Consider the following 19,033-nt stretch of genomic DNA (forward strand, 5'->3'; position numbering starts at 1 on the left):
CTTACCATCCCCTTTCCTCTCCTTGTAAGGGAAGCCTCAGGAAAAAAGTGCTTCCTTGTCCTGGCGTGCTCAATACGTCAATCTTTCCGCCATGGTCTTTGGCGATGCCGAGGCTTACAGACAGCCCCAAACCTGTACCTTTTTCACGGTCTTTGGTCGTATGAAAGGGATGGAATATGAAGGGCAGGCGTTCTTTTTCAATCCCCGTTCCGTTATCAGTCACCTGAACCACCATGAACTTGTTTTCTGTATAGGTAGTGATCGCAATTGATTTTTCCGTTTGGGCGGACTCATCCAATGCGTCCTTGGCATTCAATAGCAAGTTGATGATGATCTGTTCTATCTGCGGCTGGCTGCCCTTTATGAAAGGAAGGTCTTCCTGAAGGGTAAGATGGAGGGAGATTTGCTTCTTCCCAAGTTGGAACTTCAATAGGTTCAGAACCTGGTGAATGGCTTCGTTAATAGAGTAATAGTGAAATCTATACTCATCCTGCCTTGAAAAGGTAAGTAGGCTTTTCACTATTTGCCTGCATCGGTCTCCGCAAATCTTGATATCGTCCAATAGCATATAATCCAGATTGTCCTGTGGGGTTTTCCGTAGTAAAATTTGCGAGTTACCAAGAATGGCCGTTAATGGGCTATTCAATTCATGGGCAATCCCTGCTGCCATTTCACCAATCGCCCCAAGTTTCCCGGCATGCAATAGCTGGACTTCCATCTGTCTTCTTTCGGTGACATTTTTATAATAAGCAATGACCCCATATACTTGATGCTCCTTATTCTGAATCGGGTAAGCATGCATTTCCAAGATGGTATCATGATGAAGGAGAATTTCCTGAAACCCTGGCTTATTACACGTAAAGGTATCTTGAATCAAAGATTGGGATTTTACAATTAAAGCAAGCAGGTCGGAAAAGTCCCTGGCTGAATCATTGGATTGATAGACCGTTCCTTTGTGATCAAAGACGATGATCATATCCTCAACTGCCTTGAATGTATCCTCCCACTCCTGTTTGGAATGAAGAATTTCCTTATAAAGCTGGGCATTCTCCAAAGTTAACGCAAGCTGGTTGGATAGTTGCTCAAGAAATTCGAGTTCATCTTCATGCCATGTTTTCTTTTTCTTCCTGCCGAAAGTCCAAATTCCGATTTTTTTACTTTTTCCGTATAAAGGGACTAATAGAAGTGATTCGATTTCAAGGGATAATAGACGTTCCTTTTCTGGGAATTCCGGTAACCGTTTAACTTCCACCTGAATCGGCTGTTTGTCCTTCAAGGCGGATGAGAAATCCTGAAAAGGGTGTAACAAGTTTTTGGGATCCAGCTCAAGTTCGCAGTGACCATTAGGGCAGATGTGGAGCAGGGCAGGTTCTTCCTCATACAATATGACAAAATGACTGTCATCGAAGGTAATGAGCTGCTTAAGTTTTGCAATAACATTTCGGAGAATCTCTTGGATGTCGATGTCCATATTCATATTTTTAGTGATGTCATTCATGATTTCAAGCTGCATATTTTTCTTCTTCAGCTGATCCACGGTTTTCTTAAGTTCCGTGTAATACGTTTTCTTTGAAGATTTAACGCCTGTCATTAAATCTATCATTTCAAGTTTGTTCATACTTTTCACCTCTTATAGGGCTGTAAGAAGCAGCTGATTTATCTGTTCTAATGACATATCACGAGGATTTGTGATCATGCAGGCATCCTCAAGAGCGGTCATCCCAATGGGATCTATCATTTCTTTCGTAATGCCGACATCACTTAAACTCTTGGGAGCCCCTATATCCTGTGATAATTCCCTTACAAAGCTAATGGCTGCCATTCCTGCTTGCTGCTCGGTCAATGCCCGTGTATCGATGCCCATGATGTCGGCAATCTCGCTGAATCGCCTTGGTGAGGCAATTCGATTGAAATCCATGACATGGGGAAGGAGTATCGCATTGATTTCACCATGTGGAAGGAGGTACTTGCCGCCTAGGGCATGTGAAATGGCATGGGCAGCTCCCAAAATGGCATTGGAAAAAGCCAGTCCAGCCTGCAGGCTCGCCATCGCCATCGCTTTTTTTGCTTCCTCATTATGCCTGGATGCAACAGAGGGGCGTAAGTGGCGGGAAACGATGGAAAGCGCGTTTTTAGCTTGTACATCTGTCAAAGGTGTCGCAGCGATTGAAACATAGGATTCAATGGCGTGTGTTAAAACATCCATTCCCGTAGCTGCTGTCAAATCCGGTCCCAAGGTGGTTAAGGTACCAGGATCGACTATTGCAATATCGGGAACGAGTGATTTTGAAATGATCGTCATTTTTTTCTCGCGGAATGAATCGACGATCACCGAAAACTGGGATACTTCCGAACCCGATCCTGCAGTGGTCATGATCATCACCATGGGCGGGAGGGGAGAGTGGACTTTATCAACACCTTCATAATCACTGATGATGCCGCCATTCGTTACTAAAAGGGCAACCCCTTTGGCAACATCCAAAGCACTGCCTCCACCCAACCCGATGATGGCATCACATTCTTGTTCTTTAAATGCCAAACAGCCGGCCTCGATCTCCCTGTCCTTCGGATTGGTCGTCATTTCAATGAAGGTAGCAAAAGCAAGTCCTGCATCTTGGCAGGATTCAATGACTTTATCTAACCATCCAGCATTGGCCACCCCGGAATCGCTTACGATCAGCGCCTTTTTGGCACCCAGCCGCAAGCAGGCCTCGCCAGCTTGTTCAATCGAACCTTTTCCAAAAATCACTTCCGGCATCACGAATTTAGTTATCGACATCTTTGCGCCTTCTCCCTGTAGAAATTCTATCTCTTCTGTATTATTTTCCCGAAAAAGAGCGAAAATCCTGTTTGGATTACAGGTATTTTTATATAATATGACAAAATATCGATTGATATAGAACTTTCGGCACGAATCAAACCTCCTGATAATTTCTTGAATTTGTAAATTAGGTACTTTAGACATGCATGAATAGGGATAAACCTACCTAGTTAGTATTTTCTATATATTGTAAAATTATGGAGGAATCTATTAAACTGGGAGGCAATCTATGAAAAAACAATTTCTGTCGGTAACCTTAATCGCAGCATTGACACTCGGGACAGCCGGGACAACAACCGCATTAGCAGCGCCACATTCATCGCCGGTGCTATCCGCGCCATCCACGGACAAGCAAGTCATTAAAAGAATCGATGCCGATAAAATCTACAAGAATATTGAATACCTCTCACAAACACCTCGGGTGGCCGGTTCGGATTCTGAGTATAAAGCCGTCCAATTCATCAAAAAGCAGTTCAAATCCTATGGCTATAAAGCCGATATTGAAGAGTTCAATTTTTTATCTTATACAGATCCAAATCTGGTCGAGCTATCCGTTGATGGATTCGATGGGGAAATCCAAGCGAACCATTTAACCTATTCAGTTAATGGGGACCTATCCGGTGAAGTGGTATATGCCGGTTTAGGAACGAAAGAAGAGCTTGGGGAAACCGATGTTGCAGGGAAGATTGCCCTTATACAAAGAGGCAGCCTCACTTTTGCAGAGAAAGTATTGAATGCAGCAGAAAAAGGGGCAGCGGGAGTCATCCTATTCAATAATGCAGAAGGGGAATTAAACGGGACACTCGGAGAGGATAATGACAAGTATATTCCATCCGTCACGATAACCAAAAAGGATGGAGAAGCACTTCTGGAAAAACTGAATGCTGGAGTTAAATTGACAGCATCATTAAAAATTGAAGGAGCTTATTCCGGAGAAAAAACCTCTTATAATGTAGTGGCTACGAAAAAGGCAACAAAGAGCAATAAAGCAAAAAAGAACGATATCATTTATATTACTGGCCATCATGATTCCGTCGCAGGAGCACCCGGAGCGAATGATGATGCATCAGGAACATCCGTCACCCTTGAACTTGCACGTGTTCTGAAGAATCTTCCTACAGATACGGAAATTCGTTTCGTCACCTTTGGGGCAGAGGAAAATGGATTGCTGGGTTCACAGCATTATGTGAGCAATCTCCCTGATGATGATATCAAGCGGACCATTGCCAACTTCAATCTCGATATGGTGGGAAGCAAGGATGCCGGAGATTTGGTCATTTTGACTAATGATGGAGAAATGAACCTTGTAACCGAGCTGGCCCAGGCATCAAGTACAAGATTGAATGGTGAGCCGACTCCATATGGACAAGGCGGGAGAAGTGACCATGTATCCTTTGCTGAGGCTGGGATACCCGCTGCTTTATTCATCCACAGTCCATCAGAGCCTTGGTATCATACTCCTGATGATACCATTGATAAAATCTCAAAAGAAAAGCTTCAGGATGTTGCTGAAATTGTCGGTACCGCTGTATATGACCAAGCTAAAATCGAAGCTAAAAAACCTGATCTCAATCATAAAAAAGGGAGAAAGGTGAAAGTTCCGCATTTATTTGACGAAAAGGAATTCAAATAATGCTGTAAATATTCAGAGGGTGCAGCCTGCACTCTCTTTTTATGTTTAAAAATGGAAAATCGGGGGGGTGAAAAGTCTAATCTGGAATTGGTGCGTGTGGGATGAATTCCCTAAACACCTAGCATAAATAGCTTATTTATCCCTATTTAACTCTAAGACTATAATCCTTATAATAAAAATTATGAAAAATATGACAGTCTACATAATGAGAATAGTATGTTTGAGGTGATTTTTTAAGTGTATGCAAATTCATTGAGTGAAATACACTCAGCCCTTTCCAGTAAAATGTCCGATGTGAATGAAAAAATCAACCGTTTGGAGCATGCAAAAAGTCAAATCAAGGTAGAACAGAATGCTTGTCTTGGGGAAATCGCTAAAATTAAAAATCCGGACTTGGCAAAAAGCTGGACGGGAAACCGTGCAGAAGACTTTCAAGATGCCCGTATTGATGCATACAAGGCAATGTCAACGATCATTCATGATGATTATGACGACTATCAAGAGAAAATCGACGGTAAAATCATGATACTTAATATAGAGAAAAAGGCTCTGAGTGCAGCAGGTACGATAGCACATGAAGCGGATGTTCTTTTAGGCAAAGGAGAAGCCGTCATAGATCAATTGGAAAGCAAAATATCATATTTAAAAGGGTGGTTGTTTTAATGACGACAATTAAACTGAATCATCCTGCCGTAACGAAGCAAGTCGATCAGGTGAAGACGGCACTTGGTACAGTTACGCTTGGAAATTTGCCGGCAGGCGAGCTTGGCAATAATAAATTGGAATTCACCTCGAAATGGATCGACCGCGAAACGAACCTGGAGAAGGTCTTCGAGCAATATATCAAAATCGTCCAGAAAAATGTGGAAGATACCCGTGCCAACATTGACTTATTAAAAGAACAGGACGAAGCCATTACCCATACGTCTTCACATGGGTATCAGCGATGAAGATATATGAAGCCGAGACATTGACGGCCGCAACCAGGTCGCGCGCCAAGCAATATGAAGAACTAAAGAAGGAAGTTACAGCCCTGAAAAAGGAATTTCAGGGCATCGTCGGCCTGGATAACGAGTTTCAGGGAGCCGGTGCTACTGCCATCAAAAGCTTCTATGAAGCGCAAATCGAGGTGGCGGATGCCTGGATGGAGCTATTCACGACCCAAATCAGTTTTTTGGAAGGCATACCGGCCACCCTGGAAGAAGCGGACCTCTCCGGAAATACGGTGGTCGAGGTTCCCTTTTTAGATGGCGAAGTCTCGAACGGAATCAACCAAGCGAAATCGCTTGTCGATGAACAAGCGAACGATCTCCAAAGGATCCTGAACAGCATTGACGATATCCTGCCTCTTGATATGTTCGATCAAAAGGACTTTAATGAAAAAATCACGCTGGCCGGACATAGACTGGATGACACCGTGACAAAGGTCGAGAATGTCGACCGGCAATTGGTCGAGGAATATGATGTGTCCGTCGGGCAGGAAAACGTGGCCGTCGGCCTCTTCCGCGCCTTGCTTGATGCCACCAAACAGGACGGCAACGTTTCGCCGATGACATTCAACCAATCGGCATTCAAAAATAGTGACGTCTATCAAGTGAAGGATGAAGTCGCCGGTCAGATGAAAGACTATCAAACCTTCAAAAAGCAGCAAGCAGAAGCCCGGAAAATCGAACAGGAAATGGAAGAACTCGAAAACCGCCCATGGTACGAAAAAGCCTGGGATACGACAAAAACCTTTACAGGGGAATTCACGGGATATTATGATTCAATCAGGGCCTCAACCGGAGTCGATCCAGTAACGGGCCGCAAGCTGTCCGATGCTGAAAGAATCGCAGCCGGCGCCATGGCGGCTGCTGGATTCATCCCCGTCGTCGGCTGGGCCGGCAGGGCCATCAAGGGCGGCAGCGCCATCTACAAAACAGCCAAAGGACTCAACGCAGCGAACCATGCGCTCGATGCCTATAAAACGACAAAAGGCTTTAGCCTCCTCCAGAAAACCGAATACGGAATATATGGACTCCTCGCCGCCAACGGCCTCGGCGAAGCCGTCACCGGCAAAGACATGTTCGGCAACCAGCTGACCGAGGAACAGCGCCAGAACGGACTATTGATGGCACTCGGAATCGGCGGTGTGGCAGGTGCTGCGAAGGTCGCAGATAAAGTATCAAGTGGTACAAAGTTCGTCCCTTACAGCAAGGAATTTGCGCAAAAGCAGGTTCAAAAGGTTCAAGCTACAATAACAGACATAGCGAGATCAGGAAAAACCACGTTAAAAAATATAGGTGAAGCAATCGGTAAAAAAGAAATCCCTAAACGGATAAGTATGGAACAAGTATCCCTCGCAGGAGGACCAACCCTTCCCCAAGTTGTAATGGAAAAGCAGACAATTAAGGAAGCCTATCAGAAATTTACTGTGAAGGATAGCAAAGTAGAGGGTGTTTCAAGGGAGAGTATTCCTAAGGGTACGGATGAAGTTACACCTAAAAAGAAAACTGTACCGGATTGGCTTAAAGAGCGATGGGAAGCAGGTAATAATTTTAATAAGGAAAATCGTCCTCGTTACCCTTATAATGAGGTAGAGTTGGAAGCGAAAGAAGTAGGCGGCAAAAAGTACGTAGTTGATTCATATGCACCCAATAAGGAAATAGTATCGAGAAAATTCACTCAACTTAGTGAAGTTCAGGAAAAGACAGCTAAGAGTTACTTAAATGAAATTACAAAAAAATATCCTTCAGGCTCTAAAATATCAAATGGCTCTTTTAATCCAAACGCTCTCAAAGGAGGGCGACTTAAAGGTGAATTAATATTAGAAGTGCCAGTTCAAAATAAACTAATTCCGCAAACAATTCTTGATGAAGCAACAAAAAACAGAATTATTATTAAGGATATTAATGGGAAGGTGTATAATTGACTATGAAAGTTTATTATTGTGACGAGTGGTCAGATATCAAAAAAAAGCCTTGGAACATTCTTGATGAACGTACTGCATACACATGCCATCAAAAACATGAACCATATACGGCGGTATTAACTGAAGATGAAAAACCTCAATATATTGTAAATGTAACAAATGAATGGGTTTCGGTAAGTTTTTATGATGATTTCACTCGTAAGTATCTAAATTATGACTTTGAAGTTATGAATGATGGAAAGATTTTTTTAAGAACAGCAATGTATTGGGAATATGATGATGAAACTGATAAGGAAGTAAGTAGCTTGATTTTGGGCTTCCGAGAAGATGGCTATATAGCAATGGAAAAGAGAGACTTTACAACCGGTTCAGTCGAGGAACGCGAAATTAGCGATACCCTTGAAAGAAACTGGGACGTATTTCCTGATTTTGGTCAGTACATTCATTTGTGCAAAGAGGAAAGATAACGGGGCACTCTCCAGTGCCGAAGTTAGATATACAAAAGGTTGTCATTTATCAGTAACACATAAGGCAAGTGAACTAAAGATAAATAAAATATTGAGTTAGACAAAAAGAAAAATGATACTTATAAAATAGAGACTCCATGAAGGTAAAACCATCATGGAGTTTTTTTAAAATGCAATGATAACGAAAAAAGAACGGGAACTGGGCGAGATGACATTTTACATGGCTGGATGTGCAGTTTAATCGGCTAAGAGAGCTTACCGAATAAGGTGCAACTTGTTTTTCTTTTATATGACCTTAACCCAAAAGTTAAGGTCTTTTCATTGTTGATATGAATATGTATCATCTTACGCCATATTTGGCTCTACAGATAATAGGCCGTGAGGACTTAAAATCATATAGATTTACTTAAGGCAAGGTGGCTTAGAAAAAAGTAGCTAGTGGTACAAAGTTCGTCCCTTACAGCAAGGAATTTGCGCAAAAGTAGGTTCAAAAGGTTCAAGTTACAATAACAGACATAGCGAGATCAGGAAAAACCACGTTAAAAAATATAGGTGAAGCAATCGGTAAAAAAGAAATCCCTAAACGGATAAGTATGGAACAAGTATCCCTCGCAGGAGGACCAACCCTTCCCCAAGTTGTGATGGAAAAACAGACAATTAAGGAAGCCTATCAGAAATTCACGGTGAAGGATAGCAAAGTAGAGGGTGTTTCAGGGGAGAGTATTTCTAAGAGTACGGGTGAAGTGTATCCAACTAGACAAATAGATTCAGTAGCAGAAACACATATAATTGATAGAGTGAAAGAGCTAAGAGGGAATTTAACAAGTAGGTATAAGAAATCTGGTAATTTTGCTGTTGCAGAAGTGGATGTCAGTGGGATAAGTAAATCTGAATTTTATGCTCAAAGTAGCATAAATGAACTCAAAGGAAGTCTTGAGGATAAGGTGCCTGATATTTCTTTACAACCTGAAAATCCAATGTTTAAAGCTACAGAAGCAGTTGGTAAAGAGGGAGAGAGTTACTTAAGGAATACAGATACGGAGTATAAAATACTAAATGACATTGCTTCTAGGCTTGGAGAGAATACACAAACTAATGGGGAAATTAAGTTATTTACAGAATTGGATACTTGTGACAGTTGCAATAAAGTCATAGCAGAGTTTGCTGCTAAATATAAAAATATTGAATTAGAAGTCATACACAACAATGGTAATAGAATTATTCCTTAAACTTAATTTTTATTGGAGGAGAAAACTAATGAAAGATTGGGAATATAATGAATTATTTGATGCAATTCAGGAGACATATGAAGAGTTGTTAGATGAAGATAGGGGATATAGGTATGCTATAGCAAAACTAGCTGATGAATTTGATAGATTAGGCAAGATAGAAGATTTTATTGTTGATACTGCTATTGGAGAAATAGCAATCGGCCATGAAAAAGTATTTGTTGGGCGCATTGAAGGTATAACAAAGAGGTTAAGCATGTTTACCCCACAAGAAGCAGAAGCTGACTTAACATTAGAAGAAATACAAGACTTATCGAAACGAATAAAAAAAGTATTAGAAGGACTAAGAAATGCAGAGGTTGATTATAATTCCTCAGCAGAATAGCAGGTGAAATAAAAATATTTAATAATGCAGTTTAACCTTGAGTGGCTAAAGCCATTCGAGGTTTTTTAATAAAATGGACAGTTTTAAATCTTTGTATGATACCTATGATGGTTAGCAGGTAATTTGGAAATACGAACTGATTTTGCTTTTGTATTTAAATGGAAAGATATTATAGTGGTTGTAGTATAGGTGTTAGCATACATAAAAACAAAGTATGAATTTAATCAATTAGTAGGGCATTTGTTAAGCAAGGGTACTGAGAAATGGTACTTAAACAAAAAGTAGGTGTAATGAATGACAAGCAGAAGAATGGTAGACAGATGGGAAGACGATAGTAAAAGTTTTTTGAGATATAATCTAAAAAAAAGAATGTTACCAAGTCTGTATGGCGGTATTGTTGGAGACTTGCTTGGTGTCCCAGTTGAATTTAAAAAAAGAGGGACTTTCACTATTAATGATATAACGGGATATGGAACCTATAATCAGCTGCCAGGCACTTGGTCGGACGATACTTCATTAACCTTATGTTTAAATGAAAACTTAATTGAAAAAGGCGATTCAGCGGAGCTAATGCAAAAATTCGTTCAGTATATGGAATCTGGCTATTGGACACCACATCATGAAATGTTCGATATTGGCAGAACGACCAGTGAAGCCATAATCAAGTTTAAAAATGGAGACCCAGCGCCAGAATGTGGCGGAAATGCCATGTTTGATAATGGGAATGGGGCGTTGATGAGGATCGCTCCCGTGGCATTTATCCTCTTTAATAACTTTAATTTCATTGAAAAAATCCAAACCATTAAAAGATATACGGAAGTTACACATTCTCATCCGCGTTCTGTGGTAGGTTCCATTATTTATGTCGAGTTTTTACTTAGACTTTATTATAATAATTCTCCTGAAGTTTCAAAAAGGGAAATAAAAGAACTTTTTGATGAGAATTTTGATAAAAATCATATATACCAAAAAGAGCTGCAATACTATTCAAGAATTTTTGAAGAAGGTTTCTTTTCATTACCACAAGAAGAAATTCAGTCAGATGGTTATGTCGTTCATACGTTGGAAGCAGCCATTTGGTGCTTAGGAAATTCAGATTCGTTTAGCGATGCCGTTTTAAAAGCAGTGAATCTAGGGGATGATACGGATACAGTAGGTGCCATTACAGGGACAATGGCAGGTATGTACTATAAAATGGACGACATCCCTAAAGAATGGCTTGAGAAAATCATCAGAAAAGAAGATATTGATGAATTAATTGAGCAATTCCATAGTTTTTGTGCAGATAAAGCAATTAAAGAAGAGTATGGAGATTGATGTAAATCACCCATATAAACATAAAAAACCCCTATAAAATCCTTTATAGGGTTTTTTTATGTCCAGAGTCCAGTTTATGCGATGTTAAACGGAAAGCAAGCAGTTTGATTGGGGGATGGGAAATTAAATAATGGAGTGAGTGGGAAAATGCTAAGAAAAGGTGAGTATACGATCTATAATGGTAAAGAGTATAGATTCATAGAATCTGATTTAGTGGAAGCTATTGAATTAATTAGTAATGATAAAAATGAAATGGACAATGGCTTACTTATTATAAAAAAATATTTACACGAAAATAGTAGGTGTAAATGAAGTTAAAGAATTATATTCTATAAATCCCTATGCTGTATATAAGGGAGAGGTGTTTCCAGCATCACAAGAAAGAAAAACCGGAAAAGTATTGTTGGATACAACAAACACTGAACTTGCTAAAAGGATGGGTTTTGAACGGACAGATAAATATATGTACTCTAAATCTGTAAAATGGGATGAAGTTGAGATAATCGAGGAGAGGAAACCTTATTCATTAGATTAATTTCTTCATTTCAAACGCGATTATATTTATTGTACTATCCCCCTAATGAGCTTTGGCACTGTTTTGTTAAAGGTCTCCTTTGTAGGCGAGTAGATAGGAAGATGAAATTAATGGATAAGAAAAAGCAGTTAATCGATCAAATAAAAGTTGTGATAAATAATCTTGAAAATGATTATTATAATGAAATTACAAGGGGCGTGTTACAACTTATATATAAAAGATATAAGGACGCATTGGATGTAATGGAAAATAATGAAGATATAAGAGAATTAAATATTATAGGCGGCGTAAGGGCTTATATGGATAGTTATAATGACTATCTAAATCCGTTATTAGGAGAATTACATAAAGCTGAAAAATTAAATAGAGAATTACTCAATGCTTGATAAAGTTTGAAAATGGAGGAACCTATGATAAGAAAAGGAAAGTATGCAATACATAATGGTAGCGAGTATAGTTTTAGTCTACTGGAAGATAAGTCTATAAGGTTAATAAGTCATAAATATGCTGATCTATCTCAAGGTTTCAAACATTTAGATGAAAATATCTATATAAAAAATGTTTCTGTAGAAGAGGTAGATTTATTTAAGATAAATTCAAAGGCAATATATAAGGGGGAGTTGTTTCCAGCATCTGAAGAAAGAAAAACTGGAAAAGTATTGTTGGATACAACAAACACTGAACTTGCCAAAAAGATGGGGTTTGAAAGAACAGATAAATATATGTACTCCAAATATGTGGAATGGGATGAAGTGGAGATAATCGAAGAGAGGAAGCCCTATTCGTTAGATTAATTTCCCCGTTAAAAAGCCCTTGAGGTTAAGGGCCTTTTTTATGAGGGTATAAACTAAAGGCAAGAGATCGCCCCAGTTGATTTAGTAATGACAGTATTCTTCCGTTACAATGTCGGCAAAGGTGCCTGGATTATAATAGCTTAAGCAGAGCCTGTGCACCTGTTAGGATAAGTCCTATTATAAAACCACAGACCGCTCCGTTCACACGAATCCATTGTAAATCTTTTCCTACACCATTTTCCATCATATCAATCAGCGTTTCGTTGTCTAGCTTATCTAAATTTTCTTGTACAAGATTGCCGATCTGCGTATGATTATTTTCAATGAGAACAGTAATTTGTTTCTGTATCCAATGATCGATGTGCGTGCTATTTTCTTTTATGTTGTCCAGTACGTGATGAATCATTGGAGTCAGATAAGCATCCATGAAATGTTCATCTTCGACGAAATCCAATGCTTCTTGTTGAATTTGTTGTAGAGTTCCCTTTATTGTCGCCTCAGGCTCCCATTTTGTCAGAAGTTGTTTTTTCCATTTTTCAACTCCTTCTAACAGTTCCCGGTTATGGTTAATGCCTTGTATCTCTTTCCTGATATATAAGATTAAAGCCTCTCTATTTGGTTCTTTCTCGTTTTGTAAATTATTTACGACACTTAATAACAGGTTTTGTATGATATTCCCAAGTTTCTCTTCGTTAAGTAGACTTTGAATGGATTTAACGGCGAACTGAAGCATACCTTCCAGTTCAATCTTACTGAGTACATCCATGGAAACAGTGCCAAGTCGGTGACTGGTTTCTTTTTTTCCTAACCAATCTTCTGCTTTTTTCAAAACATGATCCAAAGCCTTCTTATCAAACTCTTCGTTAAGTAACTGTGAACTTACTAAATGTAGAATCTTGCTCATTTCTATGTTAGAAAGTGATGTTTTAATTTTTTTAGCAACGAAAGGTGTAATCTTTTCTATATCTATATAACCAATCATTTGCTTGATTAATTTAATCAGGACTTTTCTAAAAGTCTCACTTTGAATCTCTTTTACTAAAATAGGGATCAATTTTTCAGTAAAAGGAATATGTTTTACTTTGTCCTGAATGCTTTCCTTAGAAAGCCAGTCGTTTTTTAACATCGAAACAAGTGCATTTGTCATTCTTTTACGATTGTTGGGCAAAAGCGCTGTATGGGGGATCGGTAATCCAAGCGGATGGCGGAATAATGCAGTGACTGCAAACCAATCTGCCAATCCGCCGACTAAACCAGCCTCAAACCCTCCATGTAATAAATCTAACGGCAATGAACCTTGAAATGGAGTGGTTGCAATATAACCTGCCCCCATGATAATTAGTGAATATCTAGCTATTTTTCTTGAAGATTTTATTTTTGGTGACATTATATTCCCTCATCCTTAAAATGATAGTCAATTACTATAACCCGAATCATTAGCAAATTTTATAACTTACTTTCATCTAGTAGTATAGCAGGTAGTTCAAAAAAATAACCACAACAAGGCAGTAAGTTCATTATTTTTGGGCATTGAATATTTGTCATTTTCCCTTGAATGTTCAATATTCAGATGGTTAATTCACAAAAAAAAACCGATTTATTCAATCGGCTTTTTTTTATTGGTTCATCTCCAACATATTATGATGCGTCTGTTTTTATCGAACTATTTTTAACGGTCGCTACTTTGTTCTTATCTTTCATGCGACTGAAAATAAAGGCCAGAACGGAGCCAGATATATTATGCCAAACACTGAAGATGGCACTAGGAACAGCGGCCAAAGGCGAGAAGTGGGCTGTTGCTATGGCTACACCTAAACCAGAGTTCTGCATACCAACCTCCATTGCAACAGCTTTCTGTTTAGCTAAATCCATTCCGCATAAACGAGCAAAGAAAAAGCCGAGTAAAAAGCCAAGAACATTATGAAGAACGACTACTGCAAAAATCAGCAAACCTGTTTTAGCCAGCTGAGCTTGGCTGCCAGCCACTACGGCAGATACGATCAGAACGATGGAAATGACAGATACTAGAGGTAAAGCCTTTGCACCGGCCTCTGCCTGTTTGCCAAAAAACTTTTTGACGATGAATCCAAGCAGCAGTGGGATAATCACCACTTGAATGATCGAAATGAATAACGACCCAATACTGATATTGACCCATTTACTTGCCAAGAGCAGAATAAGCAGGGGCGTTACGATAGGCGCTAGAATAGTGGAAACAGAAGCAATGGCAACTGCAAGTGCAACATTTCCTCTCGCAAGAAACACCATGACATTTGAAGCTGTTCCACTAGGGCAACATCCTACCAAAATAACACCAACAGCCACTTCTTTGGGCAAATCGAACCCTATTGCTAATCCGAATGCCAATAAGGGCATAATGATAAAATGTCCTGCTACCCCTAGTGCCACTTCTTTCGGACGTCGGAAAACTTCTTTAAAATCCGATGCTGATAATGTAAGTCCCATGCCAAACATGACAATTCCTAATAATGGAACAATATAGGCTCCAATCCATATAAAATGATTAGGTAAGATATACGCAATAACTGCAAATAAAATGACCCATAAGGTAAACGTTTTACCAGCAAATCCGCTGATTTTCTCTACTACTCCCATAGTGACCTCCTAGATGTTTTAAAATAAAACAATTATAATTTATATTCTGAATATTTAAAACCCTTTTGGGAAATAAAAATATCAATAGGGCTGAACTAGTGTGAATATGACGATTTAAAGCGGACAGGTTTTTTAGATTCTGTTCGCTTTTTTACTTTATTTTTTTAAAAAAATAAGTGGGTGCTGTATATTAGTGGCAAACTAGTTTATGAGGAACCGGAAATTGAATTAGTAATTGTTGTTTTACAGTTTTAATTATTGCTATTGTATGTTTAGCCAGGGCTATAAAAGAAGTGGAGATGTGGTTTCTTTGATACATATATTAATTGCGGATGATGATCGGCATATTCGGGAGTTGCTTAAATTTCACTTGGAAAAGGAAGGGTACATGGTATTCGAAGCCAAGGACGGTAATGAAGCCTCCTTGCTACTGGAGAAGGAACGGGTCCATCTGGCTGTTGTCGATATTATGATGCCGTTTAAAAACGGACTGGATCTTTGTAAGGAAATCCGGGATCAATATGATCTGCCCGTCATTTTATTGACAGCTAAAGATCAACTTATCGATAAGGAAAAGGGGTACTTTGCAGGTACGGATGATTACCTCGTAAAGCCGTTTGAGCCACGGGAACTTCTATTTCGGATAAAAGCGCTATTGCGAAGGTACCGTATGGTGAATTCTGAATCCATCTCATTGAATCAAACGGTGATTGACCGTAGAAGTTACGAAGTGCGAATAAAGGGGAATACGCTGCTCCTGCCGCTTAAGGAATTTGAGCTGCTGGCTCAGCTTGGGAGTTTTCCAGATCAGGTCTTTACGCGTGAGCAGCTTATTGAACTGGTTTGGGGTGCTGATTTTGAAGGGGATGATCGAACGGTTGATGTTCATATTAAACGGTTGAGGGAACGTTTTGCCGGACGGACCGATGATTTTGTCATAACGACTGTCCGTGGCTTAGGTTATAAACTGGAGGTCAACAAGAAGTGAAAACACTTTATTTCAGGATAGTTATTCAAACCATTTTGATCATGGTGCTTGCCAGTGTCATCGCTTTTTTAATTTCCAATGTTTATTATCATCAGGTTCAAAAACCCAACAATGGTAAGAAGATAGGCAAAGTTGCAAGTGAGATCGTCTCCTTATATGAGGAGAATCCTGATCAGGATATTGATGCGTATTTAAACCATATTGCAGGTTTGCACTATCAAATGTATCTATTTAATGAGCAGGGTGAAGGAACTTTATATGGTGAGCCGTTTCGGGATACCAGTTTGGATCGCGACACGATTTCCGGAGTTTTGAATGGAAATACCTATCAAGGGATCGTCAATTATAATAATGGGTTATTTATTACCGGTTTTTTTGAAGATGTTTTAATTAATAGCATTGGGGTCCCGTTAAACGTGAATGGCGAAAAGCATGCATTGTTTGTAAGGCCGAATATAGAGCTGCAGTTTGGTGAATTTCGCTTTTTCCTTGCGGTTTTGCTCGTACTGACGCTACTTCTTAGTTTTTTATTTGTGATCATTAATACGCGTTTCATCGTTAAGCCGATTACGAAATTAACGGAAGCTACAAAAAGAATCGCCGATGGGGATTATAGTAGTGAATTGAATGTCACCCGAAGAGATGAAATAGGGGACTTGGCACAGCATTTCTCGAAAATGACTCAAAGCATACAGAAGTTGGATGATATGAGGCAGGAGTTCGTATCGAATGTATCTCATGAAATTCAATCTCCGCTTGCATCCATCCAAGGTTTTTCTCAAACCCTCCAATCGGAGGAATTAACAAAAGAACAAAGAAATCAGTACTTGTCCATCATTGAAAAAGAAAGCAGGCGCATGTCGTCGTTAAGCAAACAGCTGCTCATGCTTGCTTCTTTGGATAAAGAAGAAGATCCGCTACAACGGTCAAATTTTGATTTAGCGCAGCAAATCCGGCAGGTGTTGTTCATGCTGGAATGGAATTGGCGGGAAAAAGATATGGTGATCGACATGGATTTGCCGTCAACCGTCATTTCTGCAGATGAGAAACTTTTAAATCAAGTTTGGACGAATTTGATAACCAATAGCATTAAATACTCGGAAAGCGGCAGTTCGATCAATATTCGGATTAAAAGTATAGGCAGTGCTGTTGAAGTGATGATTGCGGATACGGGCATGGGAATTCCAGAAGAAGACCTTCCTTATATCCTTGATCGCTTTTATAAAGTCGACAAAGTGAGGAATAGGAGTGAAACAGGCAGCGGGTTAGGACTTTCGATCACGAAGAAGACGGTTGATCTTCATGGAGGAACGATCGAAGTTCAAAGCGAACTTGGTAAAGGGACCACTTTTTATATACGGCTACCCCTTATGTAATCAGTTGTTCATCTTCCATTCATATTGATTGTTTACAATCGAGTCATACCGATTGAAGCAGGACTCGATTGGTAAACAAAAGAAAAGGGAGATGAAATGATGTTTTTGGCAATACGTGAACTAAAGCATTCAAAGTTACGTTATCTGCTGATTGGACTGATCATGGTATTGGTCGCTTTGCTTGTTTTTATCATTTCAGGATTAGCTAATGGACTTTCATCAGATAATGCTTCATCCATACAAAACATGAAAGCCGACTATTTCGTTATGGAGCATGACTCTAAAAATAAATTGAATCGATCCATCATATCCATGGAAAAGCTTGATGACATCCAGGCTTTATCGGATGTTAAAGCAGCCGAAGGGCTGGGGCAAATGATGATCACATTGAATAAAACCGGATCATCGGAGAAAACGGATGTCACCATTTTTGCTACCGATGCCAGTGGGATACTAGCACCGAAGGTCATAGAAGGAACGAGCTATGACAATAAGAAACAAGGTGAAGTAGTTGCAGATCGTTCTTTAAAAGAAGTGGGTTATAAATTGGGTGATTCACTTAAAGATGACCTATCAGGTAAGGTTTTCACCATTGTTGGTTTTACTGAAAAGCAGTCTTACAGCCATTCACCGGCAGTTTACATGAATGTTAAGGGGTGGCAGGAGATTAATCCTGGATTGAAAAATCAAGGAAAAGACTCAATCAGCGCAATAGCCGTGCAAATGGATTCGAAGGCAGAAGAGAATGTACGTGAATCATTGCCTGAAGGAGTAACGCTCATTTCGAAAGAAGAATCACTTCAGAGTATACCAGGGTTCAAAGAGGAACAGGGTACATTGACGATGATGATTGCCTTCTTGTTTGTCATTGCAGCATTCGTTTTGGCTGTATTCTTTTATGTGATTACCTTGCAGAAGACTAATCAATTTGGAGTCCTTAAAGCACTCGGGGCCAATACGGGTTACCTGGCAAAAAGTATTGTTGGTCAAGTAATGCTGCTTGCAGTGACATGCATAGCCATCAGTGTTGCACTGACATATGTCGTCACTTTAATCATGCCAGAGGGAATGCCATTCGTATTGAGTACCGATTTGGTCATTAAATATTCCGTGTTACTTTTGGTTGTATCCGTATTGGGTTCGCTGCTATCACTATACCGAGTAGCGAAGATAGATGCGATCGAAGCAATAGGGAGGGTATCATGATGAGGGATAAACTATTATTTGAAAACGTCAGTAAGATTTATGGGGAAGGCGTTAATAAGGTGACTGCCCTTGATAATATTTCCCTGAATGTGAAAGCTGGGGAATTCGTCGCGATCGTGGGTCCTTCAGGCTCAGGAAAAAGTACTTTTCTTTCAATAGCGGGTGCGTTACTATCTCCGAGCGAAGGTCGCTTACTGCTGAATGATGAAGATATAACAACACTATCACCAAAGGAATTGACTAGAGTTCGCCTCGAAAAGATCGGATTTGTATTCCAATCATCGAACCTTGTGCCATATCTCACCGTACGAGATCAGCTTCTGCTACTTTCTGAACTGATTGGCAAGCGAGATAAAAAAACTGTGAAAAAAGCGGACGAATTGCTTAGCCACCTTGGACTTGGACATCGGGCAGATCACCTGCCAGAAGCACTGTCGGGCGGTGAGCGGCAGCGTGTAGCCATTGCCCGTTCGCTGATGAATGATCCAGAAATCATTTTAGCGGATGAACCAACCGCAAGTCTTGATTCCAAAAGAGGCAGGGATGTTGTTGAAATGCTTGCACATGAGGTGAAATCAAGAAATAAAGCGGCCATCATGGTAACGCATGATGAAAGAATGTTAGATTTATGTGATCGAGTGGTCAATATTACAGATGGCAAGGTATTTGGATGAAGTTATAGGTAAAAGGCCGCAGCCTCTTCAAAGGAATTAGGAGTGGCGGCGGCCTGAATTGCTTGAATGGGAACCTGGTAA

Annotated in this window: 18 protein-coding genes; 14 read left to right on the plus strand and 4 right to left on the minus strand. The window is 39.8% G+C overall.

The window, feature by feature from the left end; genetic code table 11:
- Position 1 precedes the first annotated feature (1 nt).
- Together ACYP5M_RS16155 and ACYP5M_RS16160 are read right to left on the minus strand one after the other, a co-directional pair.
- On the minus strand, positions 2 to 1,618 hold the full coding sequence (locus tag ACYP5M_RS16155; RefSeq protein ID WP_452444892.1) for a GAF domain-containing sensor histidine kinase: 1,617 nt from the start codon (positions 1,616 to 1,618) through the stop codon (positions 2 to 4).
- Between the two features lie 12 nt (positions 1,619 to 1,630).
- Positions 1,631 to 2,779: an iron-containing alcohol dehydrogenase gene (locus ACYP5M_RS16160; RefSeq protein WP_230177928.1), complete on the minus strand. Its 1,149-nt coding sequence runs from the start codon at positions 2,777 to 2,779 to the stop codon at positions 1,631 to 1,633.
- Between the two features lie 271 nt (positions 2,780 to 3,050).
- On the opposite strand from ACYP5M_RS16160, the gene ACYP5M_RS16165 reads away from it, so the two are divergent.
- From ACYP5M_RS16165 to ACYP5M_RS16210, 10 genes are all read left to right on the plus strand, one after another.
- Positions 3,051 to 4,454: a M28 family peptidase gene (locus ACYP5M_RS16165; protein WP_459735260.1), complete on the plus strand. Its 1,404-nt coding sequence runs from the start codon at positions 3,051 to 3,053 to the stop codon at positions 4,452 to 4,454.
- A gap of 237 nt (positions 4,455 to 4,691) precedes the next feature.
- Positions 4,692 to 5,117, plus strand: a complete 426-nt coding sequence (locus tag ACYP5M_RS16170) for a YwqH-like family protein (RefSeq protein ID WP_230177927.1) — start codon at positions 4,692 to 4,694, stop codon at positions 5,115 to 5,117.
- Positions 5,117 to 5,404: a YwqI/YxiC family protein gene (locus ACYP5M_RS16175; RefSeq protein WP_252297165.1), complete on the plus strand. Its 288-nt coding sequence runs from the start codon at positions 5,117 to 5,119 to the stop codon at positions 5,402 to 5,404. The genes ACYP5M_RS16170 and ACYP5M_RS16175 overlap by 1 nt, the downstream gene beginning before the upstream one ends.
- On the plus strand, positions 5,401 to 7,365 hold the full coding sequence (locus ACYP5M_RS16180) for a ribonuclease YeeF family protein (RefSeq protein WP_459735261.1): 1,965 nt from the start codon (positions 5,401 to 5,403) through the stop codon (positions 7,363 to 7,365). The genes ACYP5M_RS16175 and ACYP5M_RS16180 overlap by 4 nt, the downstream gene beginning before the upstream one ends.
- A gap of 2 nt (positions 7,366 to 7,367) precedes the next feature.
- Positions 7,368 to 7,832, plus strand: coding sequence for a hypothetical protein (locus ACYP5M_RS16185; RefSeq protein WP_141994323.1), 465 nt, complete (start codon positions 7,368 to 7,370; stop codon positions 7,830 to 7,832).
- Positions 7,833 to 8,425: 593 nt separating this feature from the next.
- A complete protein-coding gene (locus tag ACYP5M_RS16190; RefSeq protein WP_452444895.1) occupies positions 8,426 to 9,061 on the plus strand; it encodes a deaminase domain-containing protein in 636 nt (211 codons plus the stop codon).
- A gap of 28 nt (positions 9,062 to 9,089) precedes the next feature.
- A complete protein-coding gene (locus tag ACYP5M_RS16195; protein WP_402944631.1) occupies positions 9,090 to 9,446 on the plus strand; it encodes an Imm3 family immunity protein in 357 nt (118 codons plus the stop codon).
- Positions 9,447 to 9,740: 294 nt separating this feature from the next.
- Positions 9,741 to 10,763 carry an ADP-ribosylglycohydrolase family protein gene (locus tag ACYP5M_RS16200; protein WP_452444896.1) on the plus strand — a complete coding sequence of 341 codons (1,023 nt, stop codon included), beginning with the start codon at positions 9,741 to 9,743 and terminating at the stop codon, positions 10,761 to 10,763.
- Positions 10,764 to 11,408: 645 nt separating this feature from the next.
- Positions 11,409 to 11,684, plus strand: a complete 276-nt coding sequence (locus tag ACYP5M_RS16205; protein WP_434168379.1) for a hypothetical protein — start codon at positions 11,409 to 11,411, stop codon at positions 11,682 to 11,684.
- 24 nt (positions 11,685 to 11,708) lie between these two features.
- Entirely contained in the window at positions 11,709 to 12,092 is a 384-nt protein-coding gene (locus ACYP5M_RS16210; protein ID WP_434168380.1) for a hypothetical protein, read from the plus strand.
- A gap of 130 nt (positions 12,093 to 12,222) precedes the next feature.
- On the opposite strand, the gene ACYP5M_RS16215 is transcribed toward ACYP5M_RS16210, so the two are convergent.
- Together ACYP5M_RS16215 and ACYP5M_RS16220 are read right to left on the minus strand one after the other, a co-directional pair.
- Positions 12,223 to 13,479 (minus strand): DUF445 domain-containing protein, encoded by a 1,257-nt coding sequence (locus ACYP5M_RS16215; RefSeq protein ID WP_459735262.1) that lies wholly within the window; start codon positions 13,477 to 13,479, stop codon positions 12,223 to 12,225.
- A 251-nt stretch (positions 13,480 to 13,730) separates the two neighbouring features.
- The gene (locus ACYP5M_RS16220) at positions 13,731 to 14,708 is read right to left on the minus strand and encodes a bile acid:sodium symporter family protein (RefSeq protein WP_459735263.1); all 978 of its coding nucleotides are present in this window, start codon (positions 14,706 to 14,708) and stop codon (positions 13,731 to 13,733) included.
- Positions 14,709 to 14,976: 268 nt separating this feature from the next.
- Here ACYP5M_RS16220 and ACYP5M_RS16225 point away from each other — a divergent pair, with 268 nt between their 5' ends.
- The 4 genes from ACYP5M_RS16225 (at position 14,977) to ACYP5M_RS16240 (ending at position 18,952) form a co-directional block, all read left to right on the plus strand.
- Positions 14,977 to 15,696 carry a response regulator transcription factor gene (locus ACYP5M_RS16225; protein ID WP_101225046.1) on the plus strand — a complete coding sequence of 240 codons (720 nt, stop codon included), beginning with the start codon at positions 14,977 to 14,979 and terminating at the stop codon, positions 15,694 to 15,696.
- Positions 15,693 to 17,072, plus strand: coding sequence for a sensor histidine kinase (locus ACYP5M_RS16230; RefSeq protein ID WP_459735264.1), 1,380 nt, complete (start codon positions 15,693 to 15,695; stop codon positions 17,070 to 17,072). Before ACYP5M_RS16225 ends, ACYP5M_RS16230 begins: the two co-directional genes overlap by 4 nt.
- A gap of 99 nt (positions 17,073 to 17,171) precedes the next feature.
- Complete coding sequence (locus tag ACYP5M_RS16235) at positions 17,172 to 18,278, plus strand: ABC transporter permease (protein WP_101224969.1); 1,107 nt, start codon at positions 17,172 to 17,174, stop codon at positions 18,276 to 18,278.
- Positions 18,275 to 18,952, plus strand: a complete 678-nt coding sequence (locus ACYP5M_RS16240) for an ABC transporter ATP-binding protein (RefSeq protein WP_101224968.1) — start codon at positions 18,275 to 18,277, stop codon at positions 18,950 to 18,952. The genes ACYP5M_RS16235 and ACYP5M_RS16240 overlap by 4 nt, the downstream gene beginning before the upstream one ends.
- Positions 18,953 to 19,033 lie beyond the last annotated feature (81 nt).

The sequence above is a fragment of the Peribacillus sp. N1 genome (assembly GCF_054600815.1).